Below are 20057 nucleotides of genomic sequence, written 5' to 3'. Positions count from 1 at the left end.
GCGTTCAATAGTAAGATACTTTTATGAGATTTTACAGAATTAAAGGAGAACGCTATGAGAATCAGAAAGAAACCTTGGGCAGAATCAGAGCTTGAGAATAACAGCAGAGTTATACAGGATGCGCCTACAACAAAGGGGAAGTGGGCAGATTTTTTTGGAAATGACAATCCAATTTATGTGGAAATAGGGTGTGGAAAAGGGGGCTTCATTACGAAGAACGCCCAAGCATATCCAGAGAATAATTATATTGGAATTGAAAGACAACAATCAGTAGTTGCTCTTGCGGCAAGAAGGACAGATACGGAGCTACCTAATTTAGCTTTAATTTGGGAAAATGCTGCAAACCTTTCAGATTTTTTTGAGGTGGGGGAATTTCAGAGATTGTATCTGAATTTTTCCGATCCGTGGCCGAAAAAGAGAATGTATAAACGTCGGTTAACCTATCGGGGATTTTTACAGAGTTATCGCCAAATTATGGGGGAGCATGCTGAAGTATTTTTTAAAACAGATAATCGAAACCTGTTTGAGTTTTCATTAAACGAATTTTGCGCTGATAACTGGAAGCTGTCAAACATTTCTTTGGATTTGCACAATAGCGATTTTGAGGGAAACATCATGACGGAGTATGAGGAGAAATTTTCCTCTCAAGGGATGCCGATTTACCGTTTGGAAGCAAGGTATGATTAAGAAACAGATACTAAATGTATCTTTAGGAGTCGTTATTAGCGACTCCTTTTTCTATGCTGTAAACGTTTTTTTGTAAATGACTGTGATAGTAAATGGTAAGATGAAAAGTAATTTCACAATTTCAAACTGCTGGAATTTTATTTTGCAAACAAAAAGCGGCTATTTCTAATTAGGATTAATAAGCCGCAGAAATGTAAAAAGATATGTAATTCAGTTAATTTTGTTCCTCTTGATTTGGTTCTGGAAAGTTTTCTAACCTTGCTTTAAACTCAGCAGGGATAGGGTCATCGCTCACTACTAAGGATGTTAAAAAGGTGCCATAGAAATGACTTACATTTTTACGCCAATTTCTACAAATTTGCTGTGCTTGTTGCTTGCTAACAACAGAAACACTGATTTCCATTAGAGGCGCGCCGTCATCATCACAAAGTCCGCATTTTACAAGAAAATCGCCATTAAATTCCGGGAAATAGTTGGCGGTGACTGCATATTCAGCGCGAATACGCTTACTGTTTTCCTTCACATAAATGCTAATATCTTCTTTTACGCTTTCGCTTACATGGTTCTGAAAGTAGTTTATAACATCCTCACCATCATCGGTAAGGGTATATCGGGTGTTATTATGTTCCTTTGATTTTTCCAACCAGCCGGCATCTACCAATTCAGCCAGATATTGCTGTACGGAAAAATAATTCATATACTCTTTGTTTAACAAAAACTGACAAATTTCGCTGTTTGAAAGGGAGATTCCCATCTTTTGCACCAGATGCAATATAATCAATTTATGTTCCGCTAATTGTCGAATGGGATCAGCCACTGTTCAGGTCTCCTTTCAAAATATTTTATATTTTAGCATACAATTTCAAAAAAGGATAGAGTAAATTTTATCAATTATAGTTATCCCCCTGATGGATTTGCTTTTCCTTTAAGAATTGATGCAGATGATTTAGAACATCTCGCTTGTGTAAGCTCCAGGATGGTGCCAAAAGAATTCTTTTATCCCCATCACCGGTTAATCGATAAATAACGATGTCTGGGCGCAAATGGGCGATGCATTGACCAACGATTTCTATATAGGCATCTTTTTCCAAGGGAGTATAGGCACCTGTTTCATAAAGAACTGCCATGTCTGTGTTAGCAAGAACATGCATCAGTTGTAATTTAATACCGTGAATGGGTAATTGGTTTAGAAAATGAATGGTGGATAATATATCCTCTGTGGTTTCCCCCGGTAGACCCAGGATAACATGCGCTATAACCGGAATATGCAGTTTGTGCAGTCTTTTTACAGCTTCCACAAACACATCATTGGTATAACCACGGCGAATAAATCTTGCGCTATCCTCATTTGCGGTTTGTAGCCCCAATTCTATCCAAAGCTCTGTTTTGCTGGAAAGTTCCTGCAATAATGTCAAGACATAGTCTTCCAAGCAATCAGGGCGGGTTGCAATGGAAATGCCCGAAATGCCTGGTTGGGCTAATGCTTCTTCATACTTTGCCCGTAAAACATCAACTGGGCCGTAGGTATTGGTAAAAGCCTGGAAATAAGCAATATAACAGGCATCCGGCCACTTTTTTTGGGTTTGCGCTTTGCCAATTTCTATTTGCAATGGAATAGAAAGGGCAGCATCCTCCGCAAAATCCCCTGATCCACCTTCACTGCAAAAAATACAACCACCTGTGGAAAGGGTGCCATCCCGATTGGGACAGGTAAAACCACCATCCAAGGAAATTTTTGCGGTTTTTTTGCCAAATAAGTTTCTGTAATATTCATTCAGGCTTCGATACGGGTATTGAGCCATAGGGAGTGCTCCTCTCATGGGTCTAGCAAAGATTTTTTTGCCGTAATCCATCACACAAATTGATAACGGCATGCCACTTGCCCTCATCCTCTGCGGTGTGGCGAATCAATAGAAGAAAATCTGCTTTACTGCTTTCCAAGAAGGAATGGGTAAAATAATTTGTATCCTTTTCCTTGTAGGCAGATAAAAAAAGCTGAAGACTTTCCTCGGTAATTGCCAAAGGAATACAACTTTCCATTTGCAAAAGGATTTCCTCAACCGTTTTATTGCCGCAGGGACACTTGGCAAAATAGTAATAAAAGCTGCGGCTGTCGAAAAAAAGCACATGGGCAGGTGGGAAGTTTCGCCCATCTGTCATGGTGTCACGCAGTAGATCTAAATAGCCATGCAGTTCTTTATGGCTGATTGATTGTTTCAAAATAATCACCTCAAAACCTTTGGGTTTTAAAGTAATATGTGCTTGATTGAGAAAAATAATGATGTCAGTTTTTTACTCTATCCAAAGCTTTAATTCTTGCAGTAATGCAGCGTTGTTTTCGGGAGAGAGAATACAAAAACGCAGATAAGTCTCGTCTAAAAAAGTGAATGTAGAAGCATCACGAATCAGCATTTTCTTTTGAATTAGTTTTTCAAAAAGCTCAGCTACAGTGATTTTATCTGTTAAAAGCTTTACTAAAACGAAGTTTGCCGCAGAAGGGAATGCTTTCACATTTTTCCAAGTGGCAAGTTCTGCAAATGCTTTTTTTCTTTCTTCAGAAATTAGTTTTTGTGTGGTTGCATGGAACAAGGTATCCTCGAATATTTTTTCCCCTGCAAAAGCAGCAAGACTATTTACACTCCATGGGTCTTGGTTTGTTTTTAGGCGATCTAAAAAGCTTTGGTTGGAAGAAACACCATAACCCAAGCGAATGCCAGGAGCGGCAAAAAACTTTGATGTGCCACGAACCACAAATAAATTATCAAATTTTTCTACCAAGGGGATGGCACAAATTTCTTCTAAATTATCTGAAAACTCTATATAGGTTTCGTCAATCATAACGGATGCACCGATTTTTTTACAGTGTTTTAGTACCTCTCCAATCTGTTGGGTGGTAAAAACAGATCCTGTGGGGTTATTTGGGTTACAAATAACCAGCATACCGATTTCCGGTGTTAATGCGCTAATCAATAGGGGCAAATCAATATAAAAATTATTTTTTTCTTCCAAAGGAAAATAGGTAAAGGAGCCACCACAGAGGGTGACTTCTCTTTCATATTCGGAGTAGGAAGGTCCAATGATGATGCTTTTTTTTGCATGAACAGTTTGAATAAAAGTTGAAATCAGCTCTGTGGAGCCATTCCCAACAACAATATGCTCTGTGCTTGCCCTTGTGTATTTGGCAATCGCCTGCCTTAACCCAGTATATTTTTTATCGGGATAGGTGGAAATTATATTTAAGTTTTCCGCCAAGGCCTTTTCAGCAGTTTTTGGAAAGCCAAGAGGGTTAATATTTCCACTGAAGTCTATAATTTCACTTTTAGAGATACCATATTTTCTTTCAATGGCGTCCAAATCCCCGCCATGCTGATGAATCAGTTGCATCATACTACGCTCCTTTGTTAAAAAATCTCATCTACTTTTTCTATTTCGATCACTTTGGAACTCTGCCTCTTAATGCGAGGATAGAGAATAAAGGGATCTCCTGGGAATATGTCTGTTACTTCCAGTAAAATTTGGTCTGTTTTTTCAAAGGTTAGGGAAAAAACGGTTCCTTTATCCAAGTATAAATCCTCAAGGGTTTTTTCTGTGGTTTTATTCACGCTTCGTTTTGAACCTTGTGGGGAGTAATCCACAGGAAATTGGTTTTCATCAGGGACAGAAAGAATGTAATCCGTAACCTCATCCACTGCAAAAGCAGCCGCTAGGTCGTGGCAAAATTCATCCAGTGGGGTTGTTTGGGCAATTTCAATGGTTTTCCAAAATTCAGGGTCCTCCATCAGTGTAACTTGAATTGTGAGGATATCCTTTTCGGGACCCATGTAAAAGACCTGTTCAAAACGATTGATTTCCGTTTCACGCTCCAAAGCTTCCAGAATTTCTTCATATGGAAGTTTATCAGGCATTTTATATTTCTCATCTTCAATAGCAGTATCTCCCCAAAGTGCCTTTCCTAGTGATGTTAGAGAATAATAACTAGGTGGTGTAAATAGTTCTGCACCAATATTATGCTCCATAATCAGCAAAGCCGATAAATTATTAACCAAATTAAAATAATGAATTGGGTTAAAGGATATTGGGCGAAGCACACCAAAAAAAGCGCTCATAGGAAAAATAAACCATTTATCTATCATAATGCCTGTAAAAAGGAAAGAAGAAATAATTGCTTTATCATCTTCTGTTAAATCTGCAGGTTGGGTTTTCCAAATTTCTTCGATATCAATATCTACCTGTTTGTAAAATTGTATAAAAATTTGATCTGTTTCAGTGGGAGTAGTCAGGCATTCTTTGAAAAAAGAAGGTGATGCGATGCCATGATCCAAGTCCATTGAAATGGAAAAGCGTTCTGATGCCAGTTCGCAAGCCGCTTCTGCCGACATTTTTAAAATTTCCTCGTTGGTTTGATCAAAAAAGGAATTACAATAAGGGGCGCGCTGCACCTTTTTTGTATGAATTGCAGGCATATAAACAAAAAGCCCTAATCTCCACGCAATACGTGTCAGATACTCCAAATAAAACTCACTTTCATGGGCAAGCTCTTTTATAAGGGTGGGCCGATCTTCTTCCAAAAAAAATAGATTATCATCCATTTTACAATCTGGAATACAAAAGTCTGTAATTTTACGCAAATCCTCTATAAAAGGATGGTTCACCATAGAATAGGTGAGAAGGGTAAAATCATATTCTTTTCGTTCTTGTCCTTCTGGGTTTAAGCGAAGGGTATATATATATTCCTTGCCCCCATCTTGGCTATTTAAATCCTGTCCCACAATGTTGGCGGGGGATAAAAGGGTATCCGCTGCAATGGCGGTGTAATACCATTTGGTGAAAGCCAAAGGGGCTGCTTCTTTTAAACCTTTTTGACAGTAAGTATCCATATGGGCAACCATATCGGTATAGCCGTTTAAAAACAGGTTCAGCATTTGATCGTGCTGACTCTGGGTGGTTTGTTCATATTTCATGAAAAAGCTCCTTTTGGGAATATGTTCTAATGCAAAGACTACAGGCTTGTTGTTACATTGTTTTCATCATAAGTGGATGAGTTATAAGGGATAGTGGCAACGAAAATCATAGTAGAATTGAAATTCTCTTTTAGGTTTCCCCAATATGCGTATCTATCCTTTTACCTGAGGTGCATTGACTGTTTACAAAATAAATTCCCTTTCGTTTTGGGAATCAACAACATTTACTTGAAAAATCTTTCCTTTTAGTATTGTTTTTCCGTTTCACTGTAAATATAATCAAGAAAGACATTTATAATGTTTCTTCAATCAGTGTGCAAATTAAAAGGGGTCGTTTCTGCCTTTTGTTGGAATATTCCTTTAAAAATAGAAAAAGTTCTTTTATATTTGCCCGCATGATATGAAACTAGATTCTTTAGACTTTCATTGTAACAGATAAAAGCGTAAATTGAAATACGAAAAAGGGTAAAATACTTAAGCAATTTGCACTGTATGGATACAGAGAGGGTTTTGTTTTTGTGCAAAAGACAGATTTCCAGTAAGTTATAAAGAAATTAATTTGAAGATGTTGAAACGGGATATAAAATATGGTATATTCCTTGTATTGAAAACAAATGTTTTCGGTAAAAAAACAGGAGGAGAAAAAGTGAAGGAAGATAAAAATTTTTTTATTGTGGATAAAAGTGTGCTACCTGAAATATTTTTAAAGGTAATGGAAGTGAAGAATCTTCTGGAAAGCAAGAAAGAAAAAACTGTTCAGGATGCGGTTAGTAAGGTGGGTATCAGCCGCAGTGCTTTTTATAAGTATCGGGATGCAGTGCATCCGCTCTATGAGAACACAAGGGGAAAGACAGTTACCCTTTCTGCAAATTTGGATAATACGCCTGGTCTTTTATCAGCAGTATTAAACAGTATTGCTACAGAAGGTGCAAATATTCTGACCATTAACCAAACAATTCCTATTAATGGAATTGCCAACGTTACCATAACCATTGAAACCAATGCGATGCAAGGAGATTTTAGCCGTTTGATTAATCGTATAGAGGGGCTGCAGGGAATGCAGTCTTTGCGGATTATTGGCAGAGAATAAACTTTTTTACGGGCTGTGAAGAATTATTTGAAGTCTTGATCTCAATAGGAATAGCGGGAGAAAACAGTATGTTTTCAAACAGGCTTTCAGGATTGGTGTTACAACTGTATTTTTGTGTCAACATTCATGATATGACTGGCTCCTCTTGTAGGAGCTTTGTTTTGTCCAAATTACTCCTGTGAAAAAGAAATTTCTTGAATAAAACATATATTTTCATGTTGTAAGAAGTGGAGGATAGTATTATGATACATATTAAGATTCCTGCTACATCGGCAAATATGGGCCCTGGGTTTGACTCAATCGGTGTTGCACTGGAATTGTATAACCACCTTTGGGTGGAGGCGATTCCCCAGGGGCTAAAAATTGAAGTAAAGCGTCTACAGGAAATTGAAATTCCTGTAGACGAAAGCAACTTAATTTATCAGACCATGAAGTATTTTTACGATCAAAAGGGTCTTGTTTTGCCTGGTGTTCACTTGATTCAGGAGGATTATATCCCCATGATACGAGGATTGGGCAGCAGTGCAGCTTGTATCGTTGGTGGCTTGATTGCTGCCAATGAATTAGCTGGTAGACCTTGCGATAAAGAAGAACTTGCCCAAATGGCTGCAAAGCTTGAAGGGCACCCTGACAATTCAAACCCAGCAATTTTTGGCAGTATGGTTGTGGGTGCATTGGATGAAGAAAAAATGATGCATGTTCGCCTTGCATTGCCTCAGGATCTGATTTTTGCCACAATGGTTCCTTCTTTCCCTGTATCTACAGCGAAAGCCAGAGGCGTTCTGCCTGATGGGTACTCTCGTGGCGAGGTTGTTTTTAATGTATCAAGAGGTGCTTTATTGGTAGCATCTATTATGAGCGGTAAGCTTGAAAATTTGTCTATGGCTATGGAGGATAAAATCCATCAGCCCTTTAGAAGTCAGTTGATTCCAAATATGGATGAAATTTTTAAAAAAGCCAAGAAGTATGGTGCGTTGGCATCCTATCTAAGTGGTGCAGGCTCAACACTTATGGCTATGGTAAAGAAAGAGCAATCAGAGCAGTTCCAAAAAGATATGTCTGCCTATTTAAAAACCCTTCCCGACCATTGGCAATTGACGCTTTTAAAGGCGGATTTAGAGGGTGCAAAGGTTGAGACAGAATAACAGGAGGAAAGAACGATGTTAATTGTGCAAAAGTATGGCGGCAGTTCTGTTGCCAATGCAGAGAGAGTCTTTAATGTTGCCAAAAGAATTTTAAAGGCAAAGGAAGCGGGAAATGATGTGGTTGTTGTTTTGTCCGCACAGGGAAAAACAACAGATGGGTTGATTGCAAAAGCACAGGAAATTAATCCCAAAGCCAGCAGAAGGGAAATGGATATGCTTCTGGTTACCGGTGAGCAACAATCTGTTGCTTTAATGGCAATGGCAATCAGTGCTTTAGGTGGTAGATCTATTTCTTTAAATGGCGTTCAGGTTGGAATTGAAACAACAAATACATACAGTAACGCAAGAATTCGTAAGATTCAAACAGAGCGTATTGAAAACGAGCTGGAGAGAGGAAATGTTGTTCTTGTAACGGGCTTTCAGGGAGTAAATACCCAAGGAGATATGACAACTTTAGGCAGAGGCGGCTCTGATACTTCTGCTGTTGCCTTAGCAGCGGCGTTGCATGCAGATGTTTGCGAAATCTATACAGATGTTGATGGTGTATACACAGCGGATCCTAGAGTGGTAAAGGATGCGCAGAAACTTGATGAAATCAGCTATGACGAGATGCTGGAACTGGCATCTTTGGGGGCAAAAGTTCTGCATTGCCGCTCGGTTGAAGTGGCAAAGAAATACAATGTAAAGTTATCGGTGCTTTCCAGTATGACTGATGCAGAAGGTACAGAGGTGAAGGAGGAATGTAAGATGGAAAGAATGCTGGTTAGTGGTGTAGCGGCAGATAAAAACGTATCCCGAATTTCAATTATGGGTATCAATGATGAACCTGGTAAGGCTTTTGAAATTTTTGCTTTGATGGCAAGAGAAAAGGTGAGTGTAGATATTATTTTACAATCAACGGGACATGACGGAAAACAAGATATTTCATTTACAATAGGTAAGGACGATTTGGAAATTGCATTAAAAGCACTGGAAGATAATAAAGAAAGACTGACCGCTGAAACCATTCTCCATGATGATAGTGTGGCAAAATTATCCATTGTTGGTGCAGGTATGGCTTCTAATCCTGGTGTGGCAGCAATGTTCTTTGAGGCTATGTATGATGCAGGGGTAAACATCCAAATGATTTCTACATCTGAAATTAAGATAACTGTATTGATTTCTGAAAAAGATATTGATACGGCAATGATAGCTGTGCATGATAAGTTTAAAAACGCTTCCGTTAATATGAGAAAGAACTGATTTCATTATAAAAAGGTATCCTTAAGCATTGTTAAGGGTACCTTTTTATCTGACTTTTTAAATATGAGGTTATTTCAGGGATACTATTATTTTGTTTTTATTTCTTCCTAATTCTAATTTTAGGAGGATTAATCGTCACAGCCATATTTATTCATAAAGAAATAGTGTTGCTGATTCAAATAATCACGGGCGATATCCAAAGCTTCACCAAAACGCTGGAAGTGAACAACTTCACGTTCACGCAGGAAGCGAAGGGGTGCCAGTACGTCGGGATCATCGGTTAAATCAATAAGGTATTCATAGGTGGCTCTGGCTTTTTGTTCTGCCGCAAGGTCTTCATATAAATCTGCAATTGGATCTCCTTTTGACTGTAATGCGCAGGCACTAAAGGGGATACCGGCAGCAGATGCTGGGTAAACGCCCAAACCATGATTTACATAATAAGGGGAAAGGCCCGAGTCGATAATTTGCTCTTTTGTGAGGCCTTGGGTTAATTGATGGAAGATTGTTGCCATCATTTCAGAATGAGCGAATTCTTCCGTAGCAATATCATTTAATGTTGCTTTTGCTTCGGGAGTCACCATGGTGAATTTCTGACTAAGATAACGTAAGGATGCGCCTAGTTCTCCATCAGGTCCACCATACTCCAATAGGGTATCATTCTTCGTCTATGAAAAACATTTCTAATCTGTCGTTGGCTTTATCATAGACAATTTTTTCTACAATTTCTTTAAATGCTGCTCTTTTGCCCTCTAGGCTTACTTCTTCGTTCTGTAGCAAGGTGAGCATATCTAGCGGTTTATCATAGATAGAAGCATTTCCTATGGATTGTTGGTGCCTTTTCCAAGCCGTTCTCTTCTCGGCCAGCCGTACTAATTCAGCATCAAACTCCATCTTAGTTTTACCATATTCCTCCAATGTATCAATTCCTGCCAAGTATGCTTCTTTTGCTTTTGCCAATCTTCCTTTTGTTTTATGAACCATTTTCTCAATGGATGCTGTTTCATCTATTGCTTTAGCATGCCTAGAAATATAATAGGGTTCTCTTTCTTCATTTCCCTTGGTCACTTCTTTCAATGTTTCAAAAAGTGCTGGGAAAAGACGATTTGAAGAAAGGGAATGAGAAATATGGCACTGTCCATGGTTATAACCACCGCATTGCAAGTGGAAGGCATCCTTTTTTTTATAGTTTCCTGATATAGCTAGGCTTCGGCCGCAGGCAGAGCACTTAATCATACTGCTAATCCAATGCTTCCCTTCTGTTTCTGGACGCTTATGAGCATAGTGGGTTCTTTTTTCTTTTGCCATACGCATAGCTGCGGCCTCCCAAAGTTCTTCTGAAACCAATGGCTCCCAAGTACCTTTTGCGATCACACTATCAGGATTTCTAAAATCTCTTCTGATTTGCCCTGTGGGTGTCCAGCGTGAATAACCCTTATAAACAGGATTATTTAGGATATATTGCACTGTTCTATTTTCAAAAAGACCGCCACGATGGGTGCGAAAGCCCAATTGATTTAGGTGACGACTGAGGGAAAACATACTTTCCTGCCCGTTTGCGTAAGCTTCAAAAAGAAAGCGAACCATAGCAGCTTCATGGGAAATAGGTATCAAAACTTTATTTTTCATGGTATATCCAAAGGGCGGAGGTGCTTGGTATTCTCCCTGATGGGCCTTTTTCACCATGGTTTTTTTAACCTCTTCTGACAAATTTAATGAATAATATTCAGCCATAGCCTCTAGCATAGACTCATAAATAACCGCAAATTTATCATCCTGGGGGATAGGTTCTTTTACAGAAATCACCTTTACTCCATCTTTTTTTAGCAGGGCTTTATATAGAACGGCATCCTCTTTATTTCTGGCAAATCGGTCATACTTATGTACGATAATATACTTAATTTTATTTTGTTTTTTTCGTGCTTGGCGAATCATTTCTTGAAAACCCGGTCGTTTTTCTGCACTTCTTCCTGAAATGCCCTCATCTTTGAAAATAAACTCTTCTGGTATATGAAATCCATTTTTTTCGGCATACGAAAGTATCTCTTCCAGCTGTACAGCAGGTGAGTAATCCATTTGTTCATCTGTGGAAACGCGTATATAAGCAGCAGCAAGAATCATATAGAAAGACCCCCTTTCTTTTTTGTATGGTAAGAAAGGGGGTCTTATGCTGCTTAAATGAAATTGTCTAAATAGATGAATTTGTCATAAGTGTGTTCTAAGTTGAATCTAAAGATTAATTGGCGGTTTCATCTTCAGCTTCTCCACCAAAAGAACTATTCATAGTATCAGCATAGGAAAGAAGTCCGCCGGTAATGCCATCTGCAAGATCTTCAGTGGGAATAATAATCCATCCCGTTTCCTTTTTTTCTAATTGGATAATTACTTCTGTTTCTTTTATTGTGTCTTTATTTGTTTCAAGAGCTTTTGCGAAAGCTTCATTTTGTTTTGTCTCCAGTGCTTCTGCATCTAAACCGGAGAATGCTAAAGAAAGCAGTTCGCTTAGGACTTCTCCCATCACAGTTTTCATATCAATATTTTTAATGGTAGTTGTGACAGTAGCCGTTGTTTCTTTTACATCTATAGTGCCTATTTCATAGGTAAGGTTTTTTAAAATAGAATTGATCAGAGTATTGGTTGACTCATCCTCTGTCTCGGTAAGTATTTCATCATTTTCTTCATTTACATATGCCTTTGCGGATGTAAGATCTCCATTTTTTAATGCATCTAAGTAACTTGCCACTACTTTTTCTGGCGGATCAATTTTTTCTCCACAACTAATACAACTAAACGCCATAACAAAAGTAAAAATAACTGCTAAAGATTTTTTAAACATAGTTCCCTCCAAATAAATTAAATAATTTTCTCTCTAAATATAGTAGTACTGTAAATCTTTTTTATGCCTTTTTGTGAAATTGAAATTTCACTATGAATGACTTTTGTTTTTAGAAAATACCTATAAAGCCAATTAATACACCCTCCTTTTTATAAACAGTGTAACATAATATTACAAAATATTCCATGAAAAAATGAAGGATATAAGTTTCAAAGATTGATTAGGACATAGAGTGGGATTGCACAAGGTTTAGTTGGCACAATTCAAAGCATAGGACAATTTCTGAGCGGCATAACTTGAAACAGGAGGTGGTTGGATATGCAAAAATCACTGAAGGTAAATATATATGTTCGTAAAAAAGACAAAGTAATATCTTATGAAACATTAAGTGATGATGAAAAAAAAGCATTGGGGATTCGATTAAACCGAAGGGGGTTGCAGGCGGCAGGAAGGGTAGATGGGTATGAACTTGAGTTTTTTGACCCACCAAAAAAGGAGCATGATGTTGTTAAGCCGGATGAGGTATAATTAATGAGATTAATTACATAATATTTAGGGGAAAGAAGGTTAATAATTTGTAAAGGAGAGCGGTGGGATAGTATGGAGTAGAAATTTTTTTCAAGAATGGAAATACACAATAGAGTCCGTCTGTTTTTTGGGGAATCAAAGGTTATCTCATAGAAATGAAGCACAAGTATGATTGCAGTAAAAAAGGAGCCAAAGCTCCTTAATTAATCATCTCCGCGGAGTAAGTTTTCTGCGTAATCCTTTAAACTCTCCATAGAACGAACACCATTGGCTCTTGTGCTGATTTGTTCACGCACATAATCTGGGAGTTTATCAAAGTATTGTTTCGCACTTTTATCATTCTGGAAAAGGTCATACATATCATTATATGTTTGCATTTTTCAACCTCTCTTTTTTTATAAATCTTGTAAATCTGCTGCTGGCATATTGTTTTCAATGTTATCTCTAGCTAAGTCTGTATCAATGACTGGATACGATTTAGAGATGGGTTTTTCAACTTCGCCATCTATTGGCAGATTTCTTCTCTTTTCATCCATTTTCTTCACCTCACCTTTAGAGTAACCAAAAAATCTCCAAATATGTTAATATCGATAATGAAAAATAAATCATTCAAATAAAAAACCACTCCTAGGAGTGACTTTAAAAACTTCTTTATTGAATAATATGGATTTAAATATCCTCGTTTTGTGATCTACGTACCAAAATTGCAGTGATGGCATCGCTTAATAAAGACAAGTCTGCACATAGTATCTCCAATTCTTCATCGGAAAGGCATTCGGATATTTGGCAAGCCAGTAATGTAATTGCCACAATATCAGGGCAGTTTTCCATGGTAATCACCTCAATGCAATATATGAGAAAGTACAGTGAATTAAAACAAAAAGTGGGAAACTGTTAATAATGCATGACGGCATTTCATGAAAAAGGATATAAAGTTTTGAGAGGGTTGTATTTGCATATGGTGTAACCAGTTGCTGAGGAGGGAGCACCATCCGTGAGGACAAGCTTGAAGCGTGGCTACCAAGTCATGGAGGAAAGGCGTCAGAGAAAATTAAGAGTACTATTTTTTAAAAACTTGGCTAGAAGGATGTGTATTGCAATTTTTGTAAAAATATGGTAAGTTGTTCTGGATCAGAGATAGGGGGGGGATTGGGAGAAGAAAAAGATGTATGCAAGGATAGATAAGTATTATATTAAATCACATTTTTCGGTTGCATTTCTGATTGCATTTATTGCTACTAATATTTCTGATTTGAGACTGCATTACCTATATACAATTATGATTTAGTGTCTTGTTTTTATTGGAATTAGAATCTTTCTTTTTAAGTTCCCCATTGCAAATAAGGGAATCGCCCAGGGGAAATGGCAAAAACCAAGGCTTCATGATGCCCAAATTGCGGAATGGATTTAGAGTAAAAGTGATAGCCTAGGACTGCTTCGTGTGACATTTTTTACATGGGTAGAAAAATTTAAAAGTATAATATATAATAGCACATAATGGTTATTTTTTTTAACAACATCATTAAGTACATAAAAATTGAAAATTAGGAGGAAGAGGCTTTGAAGGAAAATCCAACACACTCTGCACTTATTGTTATAGATATGGAAAATGGATTTATTGAATCCCAAAGTGCCCATTGTATTCATGGCGCACAGGGAACTATTCCTAATTGTGTAAAAGCAATTTCTACAGCGCGAAGCATTGGCATTCCCATTTTTTTTGTAAAGCGGATTTACCGCGCAGACGGCAGCGATGTGGAACTATCCCGTTATGAAAAATGGAGGGAAGGGGGACGTGCAATGACTCCTGCTTCACAGGGGTTGAATAGTGCGCAAGCCCCTGAGGGTCTGCAGCCAATCGCTGGAGATTATACCATCATCAAGCCTAGATGGAGTGCTTTTTTTCATACGGAGCTGGACTTAATTCTGCGACGTCTAGATATAAAAACCATAATTTTAATTGGTACAACAACGCCGAATTGTATTCGTACCACTGCTTTTGATGGGGATTCTTTAGAGTACAATGTAGTTATTTTGGAAGATTGTTGTTCCTCCCAGACGGAGGAAATTCAAAGAGCGAATATAGAGGATTTGCGACGAATGGGCGCAGTGATTATAAATAGCACAGAATTTGAGCAATATGGACCTGGGAATGCTCCTAATCTACAAAAACAGGTGCATACAGAGATGTTACAGGACGATCAAGCACCGGAGCCGTTTAAAGAAAATCATTCATGGACAGATTTATGGTGAAATTAATGAGTAGACTTTAATGAATCAAAAGAATAATTCACTTCACGTTATTTATGACATAAATCTCTAACTTTGGTGGATAGAAAGATAATGTTTTGTGGTATGGTATCGGTTTTTATGGTGGACATATATCCCAATGGAGTATGGGCCACCATACTGTTCCAACATGATTTTAGCTAAACGGCCATCTGGTTTTTTAATTTTAATCGGGAATTCTAGCTTTTTCTCATAGATCCACATTTACATACACTCCTTTCCTGCAAAAGAAACGTTAGCTTCTCTTTGCCAAGGCCAAGGATTATCTATCCACTGCCAATTTTTCGTATCTGCGGCATAGCTGCGGAAGGAACAAAGAGGGCCGAAATTTTCTTCATATTTTAGGCGAAGGACATCTGCAGCCGTAATGACCTGATTATACGTATCAATTGCTTCGGTATTATCTGGATGGGTGTTCAAAAACAGACCTAAGTCAAGAGAGATAAAATCTAACTCCATTAATTTTGTCAACATATCATCTTGTGACATTGTTTAAACCTCCTTTGCAAAGCGATATAGATGCCAACCTGAACAATATGGTACTACTAAATCATAGAAAGCTGTTCCACATACAAGGCTTTGGGCTTGATCCATGGGCTCCATATAAGGCTGAAAAGGTACGTATGCCTGTGCTAATTCCATGGATTCTTCAATGATAACACTATAATCGGAAACCATGTTATTGGGTTTTTGACCAACAGAGGTACAGTCGCTGGGAACGAAATTCTTACACATTTCCTTCATAATGAAATGCCTCCTTCTTCAATTTACAATATTATGATATGGGGGAATATTGATATAGTGCAAGGACTAAAAAGATGAAATCATCTTGGCTTATGAGAAATATCGCAGGTTTCTAAAAAAAATCACTCCTGATGAAATGCTGTGTTTATCAGGAGTGATTTTTAGTATGTAATTGAATGAAGCGTTAGTGTGCTTTAAGATAGTTTTGAATTTTTCGCCCCAGAACACAAGAAAGAATAATTTTTACAATATCTAAAGGGATGAAAACAAGGGCGCCCATGGGTAATGTGGAAAGAAAAGATGCATTTGTAACTTTAGCTAACCAAAGAGTCCCAATGGTATAAGTAGCCAGAGTGCCCAGCAAAGCCCCTAACATTTGCAACATTGGGGAATGGGGAAACTTTCTTACAAAATAGGCACTGATAGCAACTAAAAAAAGATATCCAACCAAATAGCCGCCGCCAGGACCTGCAAATTTAGCAAAACCAGCCGTGTATCCCGAAAATACCGGAATGCCAACAGAACCGACAAATAAATACAAGGCGGTTGCTGCAATTGCCTGCTTTGGCTTCAAAACATAGACGGACAAATAAAGGGCAAAAGTGCATAGTGTCAATGCCACTGGACTAAAAGGGATTGGAATGCTGATGGGTGCTAAAATACAAATGATTGCGGTCATGAGTGAGATTGTTGTTAATTCTTTTGTTCTCATTGTAAACTCCTTTGTTGTTTTTTTAAGATTGTAAACCTTAAGAAGTGGATTTGTCAACTTTTATGAAAAAAATGGTTTACAATTAAATTTAATTAATAAGTCTATGACGAATACAAAAAACTATGATAAACTTGATATAGGGTTTTTGCGAAAGGATGGTTTTGATGGACAGAAAATGTATACAATGTGGACAGAATGTGGGAGAAGAAGATATTTATTGCATAAACTGTGGAAATAAATTAAATAAGGCTGAAAACCGAAGTGAAATGCACCAAGAACAAAAAGCTTTCTCTCGGAATGACATCTATGCACCTCTTTCAGTGGGAGATTATCTATTTATTGGCTTCATTCTAATGATTCCTGTGATTAACATAATCGTTTTTTTCATTTGGGCTTTTGATAAATATAGTAATTTGAATCGAAGGAATTTAGCCAGGGCAGGATTGATTTATCTTGGTATCTGCGTTGTTTTACTCACCATTTTGGGGGTGGGCATGTTTCGGGCAGTGCAGTTGGATCAGCAATTTTATCCTGAAGAGAGATATTATGAAGATGACGGGGAATTCCCTGATTTCGATAACTGGACCCAGCTCCCATTTGATGCAAAGGAAACATAAGTGGATTTGTTTATTTTTGGAAGATAGCAGGATTTTGTTATTTAGACAGAGAAGTCTGGTGAAGGTTGACATATAAATTTATAAAAATATGCTTAAAAAAAGGATTATGATAATTTTATTATTATAATGAAGGAATAGCTAATTATTATTTTTTTGTAGTAGAAATAATGCGAAGATTATGGTTTGGTTTCATCCCCGGCAGAGGAAAAGCCGGGGTATTTTTCAGAGAAGGTAAGATGTTTCCATTCTAAGCTGTTAAAAATTTACTCAATTTGAGGTAATCATTTGTTTTTTAGACTAAGTTGAGGGTAGCCAGAGAAGCTATAAAAGCACCAATAATAATAAATGCTTTAAAAGATGAATAGCTAATTAAAAATGAGTTTTATAGGAAAAAGGCTATTATTTCGGATGCGAATCTTTTTAGTAGTATTGACTATGAGTTGTATGACAATAAGAAGGAAAATAATTTTGCTTCCATGCGAAATATATTGACATAGAAAAGACAATAGTGTAAAGTAAAGAAGGACAAAAACGCTAGAGTTGCACATATCTTTGAGGTAATGTGTACTTTTTTAGAGTATATATCTTGCATACTAAATATTAGTCAGATTTCATTTTATTATGTTTATATGGGCAAATAAATATGAGGAAATAGCAGTATCAAGGAAGAAAACAAGGTATATGTGCTTATGAAAGTACAAATTTGCGAAATGGCTTTTTGTGGTTTTTTTTATGATGATTCTGCTGAAATATACGGCGGTATTACCATAAAACGTGGCCGTTTTTTATGGAATATTTATTAACAAATGAGTTGACAATTTTTAAACAAAAATGTTATATTCATGATGGACGTGCGAAAGGTATTTTCTTATTGTGCAAACAAATCTTGAAAAGTATTCGAGCGTCCTGCGGCAACGTTACGAAGTAGCAAGTGAAGTTGTAGGTTATTAAATAAAATGATTGATGGCCCGCATCGATCGTTTTAAAATTTTTTAAAAATAGGAGGAATATTAAATGGATTTCAAATTAACAAAAACTCAAGTGCTTCAGCAAGAGTTGTTCAGAAAATTTGCTGAAACAGAAATCAAACCCATAGCTAAGGATATGGACGAGTCTGAAGTATATGATCAGGGCCTCGTAGCAAAGCTGCAGAAGGCTGGTATGTTCGGTATTCCTTACTCCAGAGAATACGGCGGCCAGGGCGCAGATGTTCTTACATACACATTGGCTATGGAAGAGGTATCTAAAGTTGACGCATCCACAGGTATCACTCTGTCCGTTCATACATCTCTTTGCTGCCCTTGTATCAACGAATTCGGCACCGAAGCTCAGAAGCAGGAATTCTTAAGACCATTGGTTGATGGTCATAAAGTTGGTTGCTTTGGTTTAACAGAGCCCGGCGCTGGTACAGATGCTTCCGGTGTTCGTACAGAAGCACTCAAAGATGGCGATGACTATATCATCAATGGTACAAAAATCTTTACAACTAACTCTGGTTTTGCTGATACATTCATTGTATTTGCTTTAACAGACAAGACTTTGGGACCTAAAGGTATGTCCGCATTCATTTTGGATAGAACAATGCCTGGTATTACAGTAGGTGAAAATATTGAACGTATGGGTATTAGAGCTGCTTCCAACTGTGAAGTTGCTTACGAAAACGTAAGAGTACCCGCAAGCAGATTGCTTGGTAAAGAAGGACAGGGCTACAAAATCGCTATGACAGCTCTTGCTGGCGGTCGTATCGGTATCGGTGCTCAGTCTGTAGGTATCGCTCAGGGCGCTATCGACGAAGCAATGAAGTATGTTAAAGAAAGAAAACAGTTTGGCAAAACAATCAACAAGTTCCAGAACACACAGTTCAAACTTGCTGAATGCCAGACAAAAGTTGATGCTGCTAGATTGATGGTTTGGAGAGCAGCAACAGCAAAAGACAATCATGAAAATTTTGCTCCTTTGGCAGCTATGTGCAAGCTGTTTGGCTCTGAAGTAGCTAACGAAGTAACTAGAGTATGTGTTCAGCTGCTTGGTGGCTACGGTTACTGCCGCGAATACCCTGTAGAAAGAGCTATGCGTGACGCTAAGATTACAGAAATCTACGAAGGTACATCCGAAGCAATGAAGATGATTATCTCCGGCGCAATGAAGGTTTGATAAATAGTTTCTGAATCTAGATACGAAGCGAGATACTACTATATTTTGGAAGGAGAACAACTATAATGAAAATCGTTGTATGTATTAAACAAGTACCAGACACAGTTGAAGTTAAAATCGATCCTAAAACAGGCACCCTGATTCGTGATGGTGTACCTTCTATCATTAACCATGATGACAAAACAGGTATCGAGGCTGCTCTTCAGTTGAAAGAACAATTGGGTGGCACTGTAACAGTTGTATCCATGGGACCTCCTCAGGCAGACATTGCTTTGAGAGAAGCATTGGCTATGGGTTGCGACGAAGCTTACCTTGTTTCCGCTAGAGAATTTGGTGGTTCCGATACATATGCTACATCCGGTATTTTGGCTGCAGCTTTAAAGAAAATCGGCTATGATTTGATTATCACAGGTCGTCAGGCTATTGACGGTGACACAGCTCAGGTTGGTCCTCAGATTGGTGAAAAATTGCAGGTTCCTCAGGTTTCTTATGTTGAAGAAGTTCAGGAAGCTACAGAAGAATATGTTGTTGTTAAGAGACAGTTTGAAGATGGATACCACATCATCAAAATCAAAACTCCTTGCTTATTGACAGCAATCGCTGAATTGGCTACACCTAGATACATGTCCGTAAAGGGTATCGTTGAAGCTTATGAAAAAGAAGTTAAAACTTTAGGTTTTGAAGATTTGAAAGCTGAACTTGAACTTGACATGATCGGTTTAAAGGGTTCCCCTACAAACGTATATCAGTCCTTCACAAAAGAAGTTAAGGGCGCTGGTACAATTCTGAAAGATCTGTCCGCAGAAGAGGCAGTTCAGGCTATTATCGACAAGTTGGAAGCTAAGTTTATCATCTAATTTGCAAACAACTTAAATCGAGCAGAAAGAACTATATACTAAATTTGGAATATAAGGAGGAAACCCTACAATGAGTAAAGGTATTTTTGTAGTAATTGAACAGAGAAGCGGTAAAGTTCAGAACGTAGGTCTGGAACTTGTTGGCGAATCCACCAGATTGAAAGAAGACCTCAAGGATGAAGTAGTTGCAGTCCT

General features: G+C 37.8%; 24 protein-coding genes. 9 read left to right on the top strand and 15 right to left on the bottom strand.

The window, feature by feature from the left end; genetic code table 11:
* The first annotated feature begins 54 nt into the window (after positions 1-54).
* On the top strand, positions 55-687 hold the full coding sequence (gene trmB, locus RTK36_RS11050) for a tRNA (guanosine(46)-N7)-methyltransferase TrmB (RefSeq protein ID WP_312047177.1): 633 nt from the start codon (positions 55-57) through the stop codon (positions 685-687).
* A 214-nt stretch (positions 688-901) separates the two neighbouring features.
* Here the strand turns inward: trmB and RTK36_RS11045 are convergent, their stop codons facing one another.
* The 5 genes from RTK36_RS11045 to RTK36_RS11025 form a co-directional block, all read right to left on the bottom strand.
* Positions 902-1504 carry a DUF4364 family protein gene (locus RTK36_RS11045; protein ID WP_312047175.1) on the bottom strand — a complete coding sequence of 201 codons (603 nt, stop codon included), beginning with the start codon at positions 1502-1504 and terminating at the stop codon, positions 902-904.
* 70 nt (positions 1505-1574) lie between these two features.
* A complete protein-coding gene (locus RTK36_RS11040) occupies positions 1575-2489 on the bottom strand; it encodes a TIGR01212 family radical SAM protein (RefSeq protein ID WP_312047173.1) in 915 nt (304 codons plus the stop codon).
* 22 nt (positions 2490-2511) lie between these two features.
* Positions 2512-2907: a hypothetical protein gene (locus RTK36_RS11035; RefSeq protein WP_256150629.1), complete on the bottom strand. Its 396-nt coding sequence runs from the start codon at positions 2905-2907 to the stop codon at positions 2512-2514.
* A 72-nt stretch (positions 2908-2979) separates the two neighbouring features.
* Positions 2980-4074 carry a pyridoxal phosphate-dependent aminotransferase gene (locus RTK36_RS11030; protein ID WP_312047170.1) on the bottom strand — a complete coding sequence of 365 codons (1095 nt, stop codon included), beginning with the start codon at positions 4072-4074 and terminating at the stop codon, positions 2980-2982.
* Between the two features lie 14 nt (positions 4075-4088).
* The gene (locus tag RTK36_RS11025; RefSeq protein ID WP_312047167.1) at positions 4089-5648 is read right to left on the bottom strand and encodes a hypothetical protein; all 1560 of its coding nucleotides are present in this window, start codon (positions 5646-5648) and stop codon (positions 4089-4091) included.
* Between the two features lie 646 nt (positions 5649-6294).
* Here RTK36_RS11025 and RTK36_RS11020 point away from each other — a divergent pair.
* The 3 genes from RTK36_RS11020 to RTK36_RS11010 all read left to right on the top strand — a co-directional run bounded on the left by RTK36_RS11020 (position 6295) and on the right by RTK36_RS11010 (position 9125).
* Complete coding sequence (locus tag RTK36_RS11020) at positions 6295-6738, top strand: ACT domain-containing protein (protein ID WP_312047165.1); 444 nt, start codon at positions 6295-6297, stop codon at positions 6736-6738.
* A 242-nt stretch (positions 6739-6980) separates the two neighbouring features.
* Positions 6981-7883, top strand: a complete 903-nt coding sequence (gene thrB, locus RTK36_RS11015; RefSeq protein WP_312047162.1) for a homoserine kinase — start codon at positions 6981-6983, stop codon at positions 7881-7883.
* 15 nt (positions 7884-7898) lie between these two features.
* Entirely contained in the window at positions 7899-9125 is a 1227-nt protein-coding gene (locus RTK36_RS11010; protein WP_312047160.1) for an aspartate kinase, read from the top strand.
* A 128-nt stretch (positions 9126-9253) separates the two neighbouring features.
* Here the strand turns inward: RTK36_RS11010 and RTK36_RS11005 are convergent, their stop codons facing one another.
* From RTK36_RS11005 to RTK36_RS10995, 3 genes are all read right to left on the bottom strand, one after another.
* Positions 9254-9775, bottom strand: a complete 522-nt coding sequence (locus tag RTK36_RS11005) for a manganese catalase family protein (RefSeq protein ID WP_312047158.1) — start codon at positions 9773-9775, stop codon at positions 9254-9256.
* A gap of 7 nt (positions 9776-9782) precedes the next feature.
* Positions 9783-11246, bottom strand: a complete 1464-nt coding sequence (locus tag RTK36_RS11000) for a recombinase family protein (protein WP_312047156.1) — start codon at positions 11244-11246, stop codon at positions 9783-9785.
* A 115-nt stretch (positions 11247-11361) separates the two neighbouring features.
* Positions 11362-11961: a hypothetical protein gene (locus RTK36_RS10995; RefSeq protein WP_312047154.1), complete on the bottom strand. Its 600-nt coding sequence runs from the start codon at positions 11959-11961 to the stop codon at positions 11362-11364.
* A 318-nt stretch (positions 11962-12279) separates the two neighbouring features.
* Between RTK36_RS10995 and RTK36_RS10990 the strand changes: the two genes are divergently transcribed.
* Positions 12280-12489: a hypothetical protein gene (locus RTK36_RS10990; RefSeq protein WP_312047152.1), complete on the top strand. Its 210-nt coding sequence runs from the start codon at positions 12280-12282 to the stop codon at positions 12487-12489.
* 203 nt (positions 12490-12692) lie between these two features.
* On the opposite strand, the gene RTK36_RS10985 is transcribed toward RTK36_RS10990, so the two are convergent.
* The 3 genes from RTK36_RS10985 to RTK36_RS10975 form a co-directional block, all read right to left on the bottom strand.
* Complete coding sequence (locus RTK36_RS10985; RefSeq protein WP_312047150.1) at positions 12693-12866, bottom strand: hypothetical protein; 174 nt, start codon at positions 12864-12866, stop codon at positions 12693-12695.
* An 18-nt stretch (positions 12867-12884) separates the two neighbouring features.
* Entirely contained in the window at positions 12885-13025 is a 141-nt protein-coding gene (locus tag RTK36_RS10980) for a hypothetical protein (protein ID WP_312047148.1), read from the bottom strand.
* A 133-nt stretch (positions 13026-13158) separates the two neighbouring features.
* Positions 13159-13320, bottom strand: a complete 162-nt coding sequence (locus RTK36_RS10975) for a DUF6774 domain-containing protein (RefSeq protein WP_312047146.1) — start codon at positions 13318-13320, stop codon at positions 13159-13161.
* A gap of 729 nt (positions 13321-14049) precedes the next feature.
* On the opposite strand from RTK36_RS10975, the gene RTK36_RS10970 reads away from it, so the two are divergent.
* Positions 14050-14742, top strand: a complete 693-nt coding sequence (locus RTK36_RS10970; protein WP_312047144.1) for a cysteine hydrolase family protein — start codon at positions 14050-14052, stop codon at positions 14740-14742.
* Positions 14743-14808: 66 nt separating this feature from the next.
* Here the strand turns inward: RTK36_RS10970 and RTK36_RS16490 are convergent, their stop codons facing one another.
* From RTK36_RS16490 to RTK36_RS10950, 4 genes are all read right to left on the bottom strand, one after another.
* The gene (locus RTK36_RS16490; protein ID WP_331655020.1) at positions 14809-14982 is read right to left on the bottom strand and encodes a manganese catalase family protein; all 174 of its coding nucleotides are present in this window, start codon (positions 14980-14982) and stop codon (positions 14809-14811) included.
* A complete protein-coding gene (locus RTK36_RS10960; RefSeq protein WP_312047142.1) occupies positions 14983-15267 on the bottom strand; it encodes a spore coat protein CotJB in 285 nt (94 codons plus the stop codon).
* 3 nt (positions 15268-15270) lie between these two features.
* Entirely contained in the window at positions 15271-15522 is a 252-nt protein-coding gene (locus RTK36_RS10955; protein WP_312047140.1) for a spore coat associated protein CotJA, read from the bottom strand.
* Between the two features lie 184 nt (positions 15523-15706).
* Positions 15707-16234 carry a biotin transporter BioY gene (locus RTK36_RS10950; RefSeq protein ID WP_312047138.1) on the bottom strand — a complete coding sequence of 176 codons (528 nt, stop codon included), beginning with the start codon at positions 16232-16234 and terminating at the stop codon, positions 15707-15709.
* A gap of 164 nt (positions 16235-16398) precedes the next feature.
* Here RTK36_RS10950 and RTK36_RS10945 point away from each other — a divergent pair, with 164 nt between their 5' ends.
* The 3 genes from RTK36_RS10945 to RTK36_RS10935 all read left to right on the top strand — a co-directional run bounded on the left by RTK36_RS10945 (position 16399) and on the right by RTK36_RS10935 (position 19862).
* A complete protein-coding gene (locus tag RTK36_RS10945; protein ID WP_312047135.1) occupies positions 16399-16851 on the top strand; it encodes a hypothetical protein in 453 nt (150 codons plus the stop codon).
* Positions 16852-17865: 1014 nt separating this feature from the next.
* Positions 17866-19005, top strand: coding sequence for an acyl-CoA dehydrogenase family protein (locus RTK36_RS10940; protein ID WP_312047133.1), 1140 nt, complete (start codon positions 17866-17868; stop codon positions 19003-19005).
* 65 nt (positions 19006-19070) lie between these two features.
* Positions 19071-19862: an electron transfer flavoprotein subunit beta/FixA family protein gene (locus RTK36_RS10935; protein ID WP_256150650.1), complete on the top strand. Its 792-nt coding sequence runs from the start codon at positions 19071-19073 to the stop codon at positions 19860-19862.
* The last annotated feature ends 195 nt before the right edge of the window (positions 19863-20057 follow it).

This window comes from Anaerotignum sp., from assembly GCF_031981185.1.
Taxonomy (GTDB): domain Bacteria; phylum Bacillota; class Clostridia; order Lachnospirales; family Anaerotignaceae; genus Chakrabartyella.
This window is presented reverse-complemented; position numbering and strand designations above follow the sequence as displayed.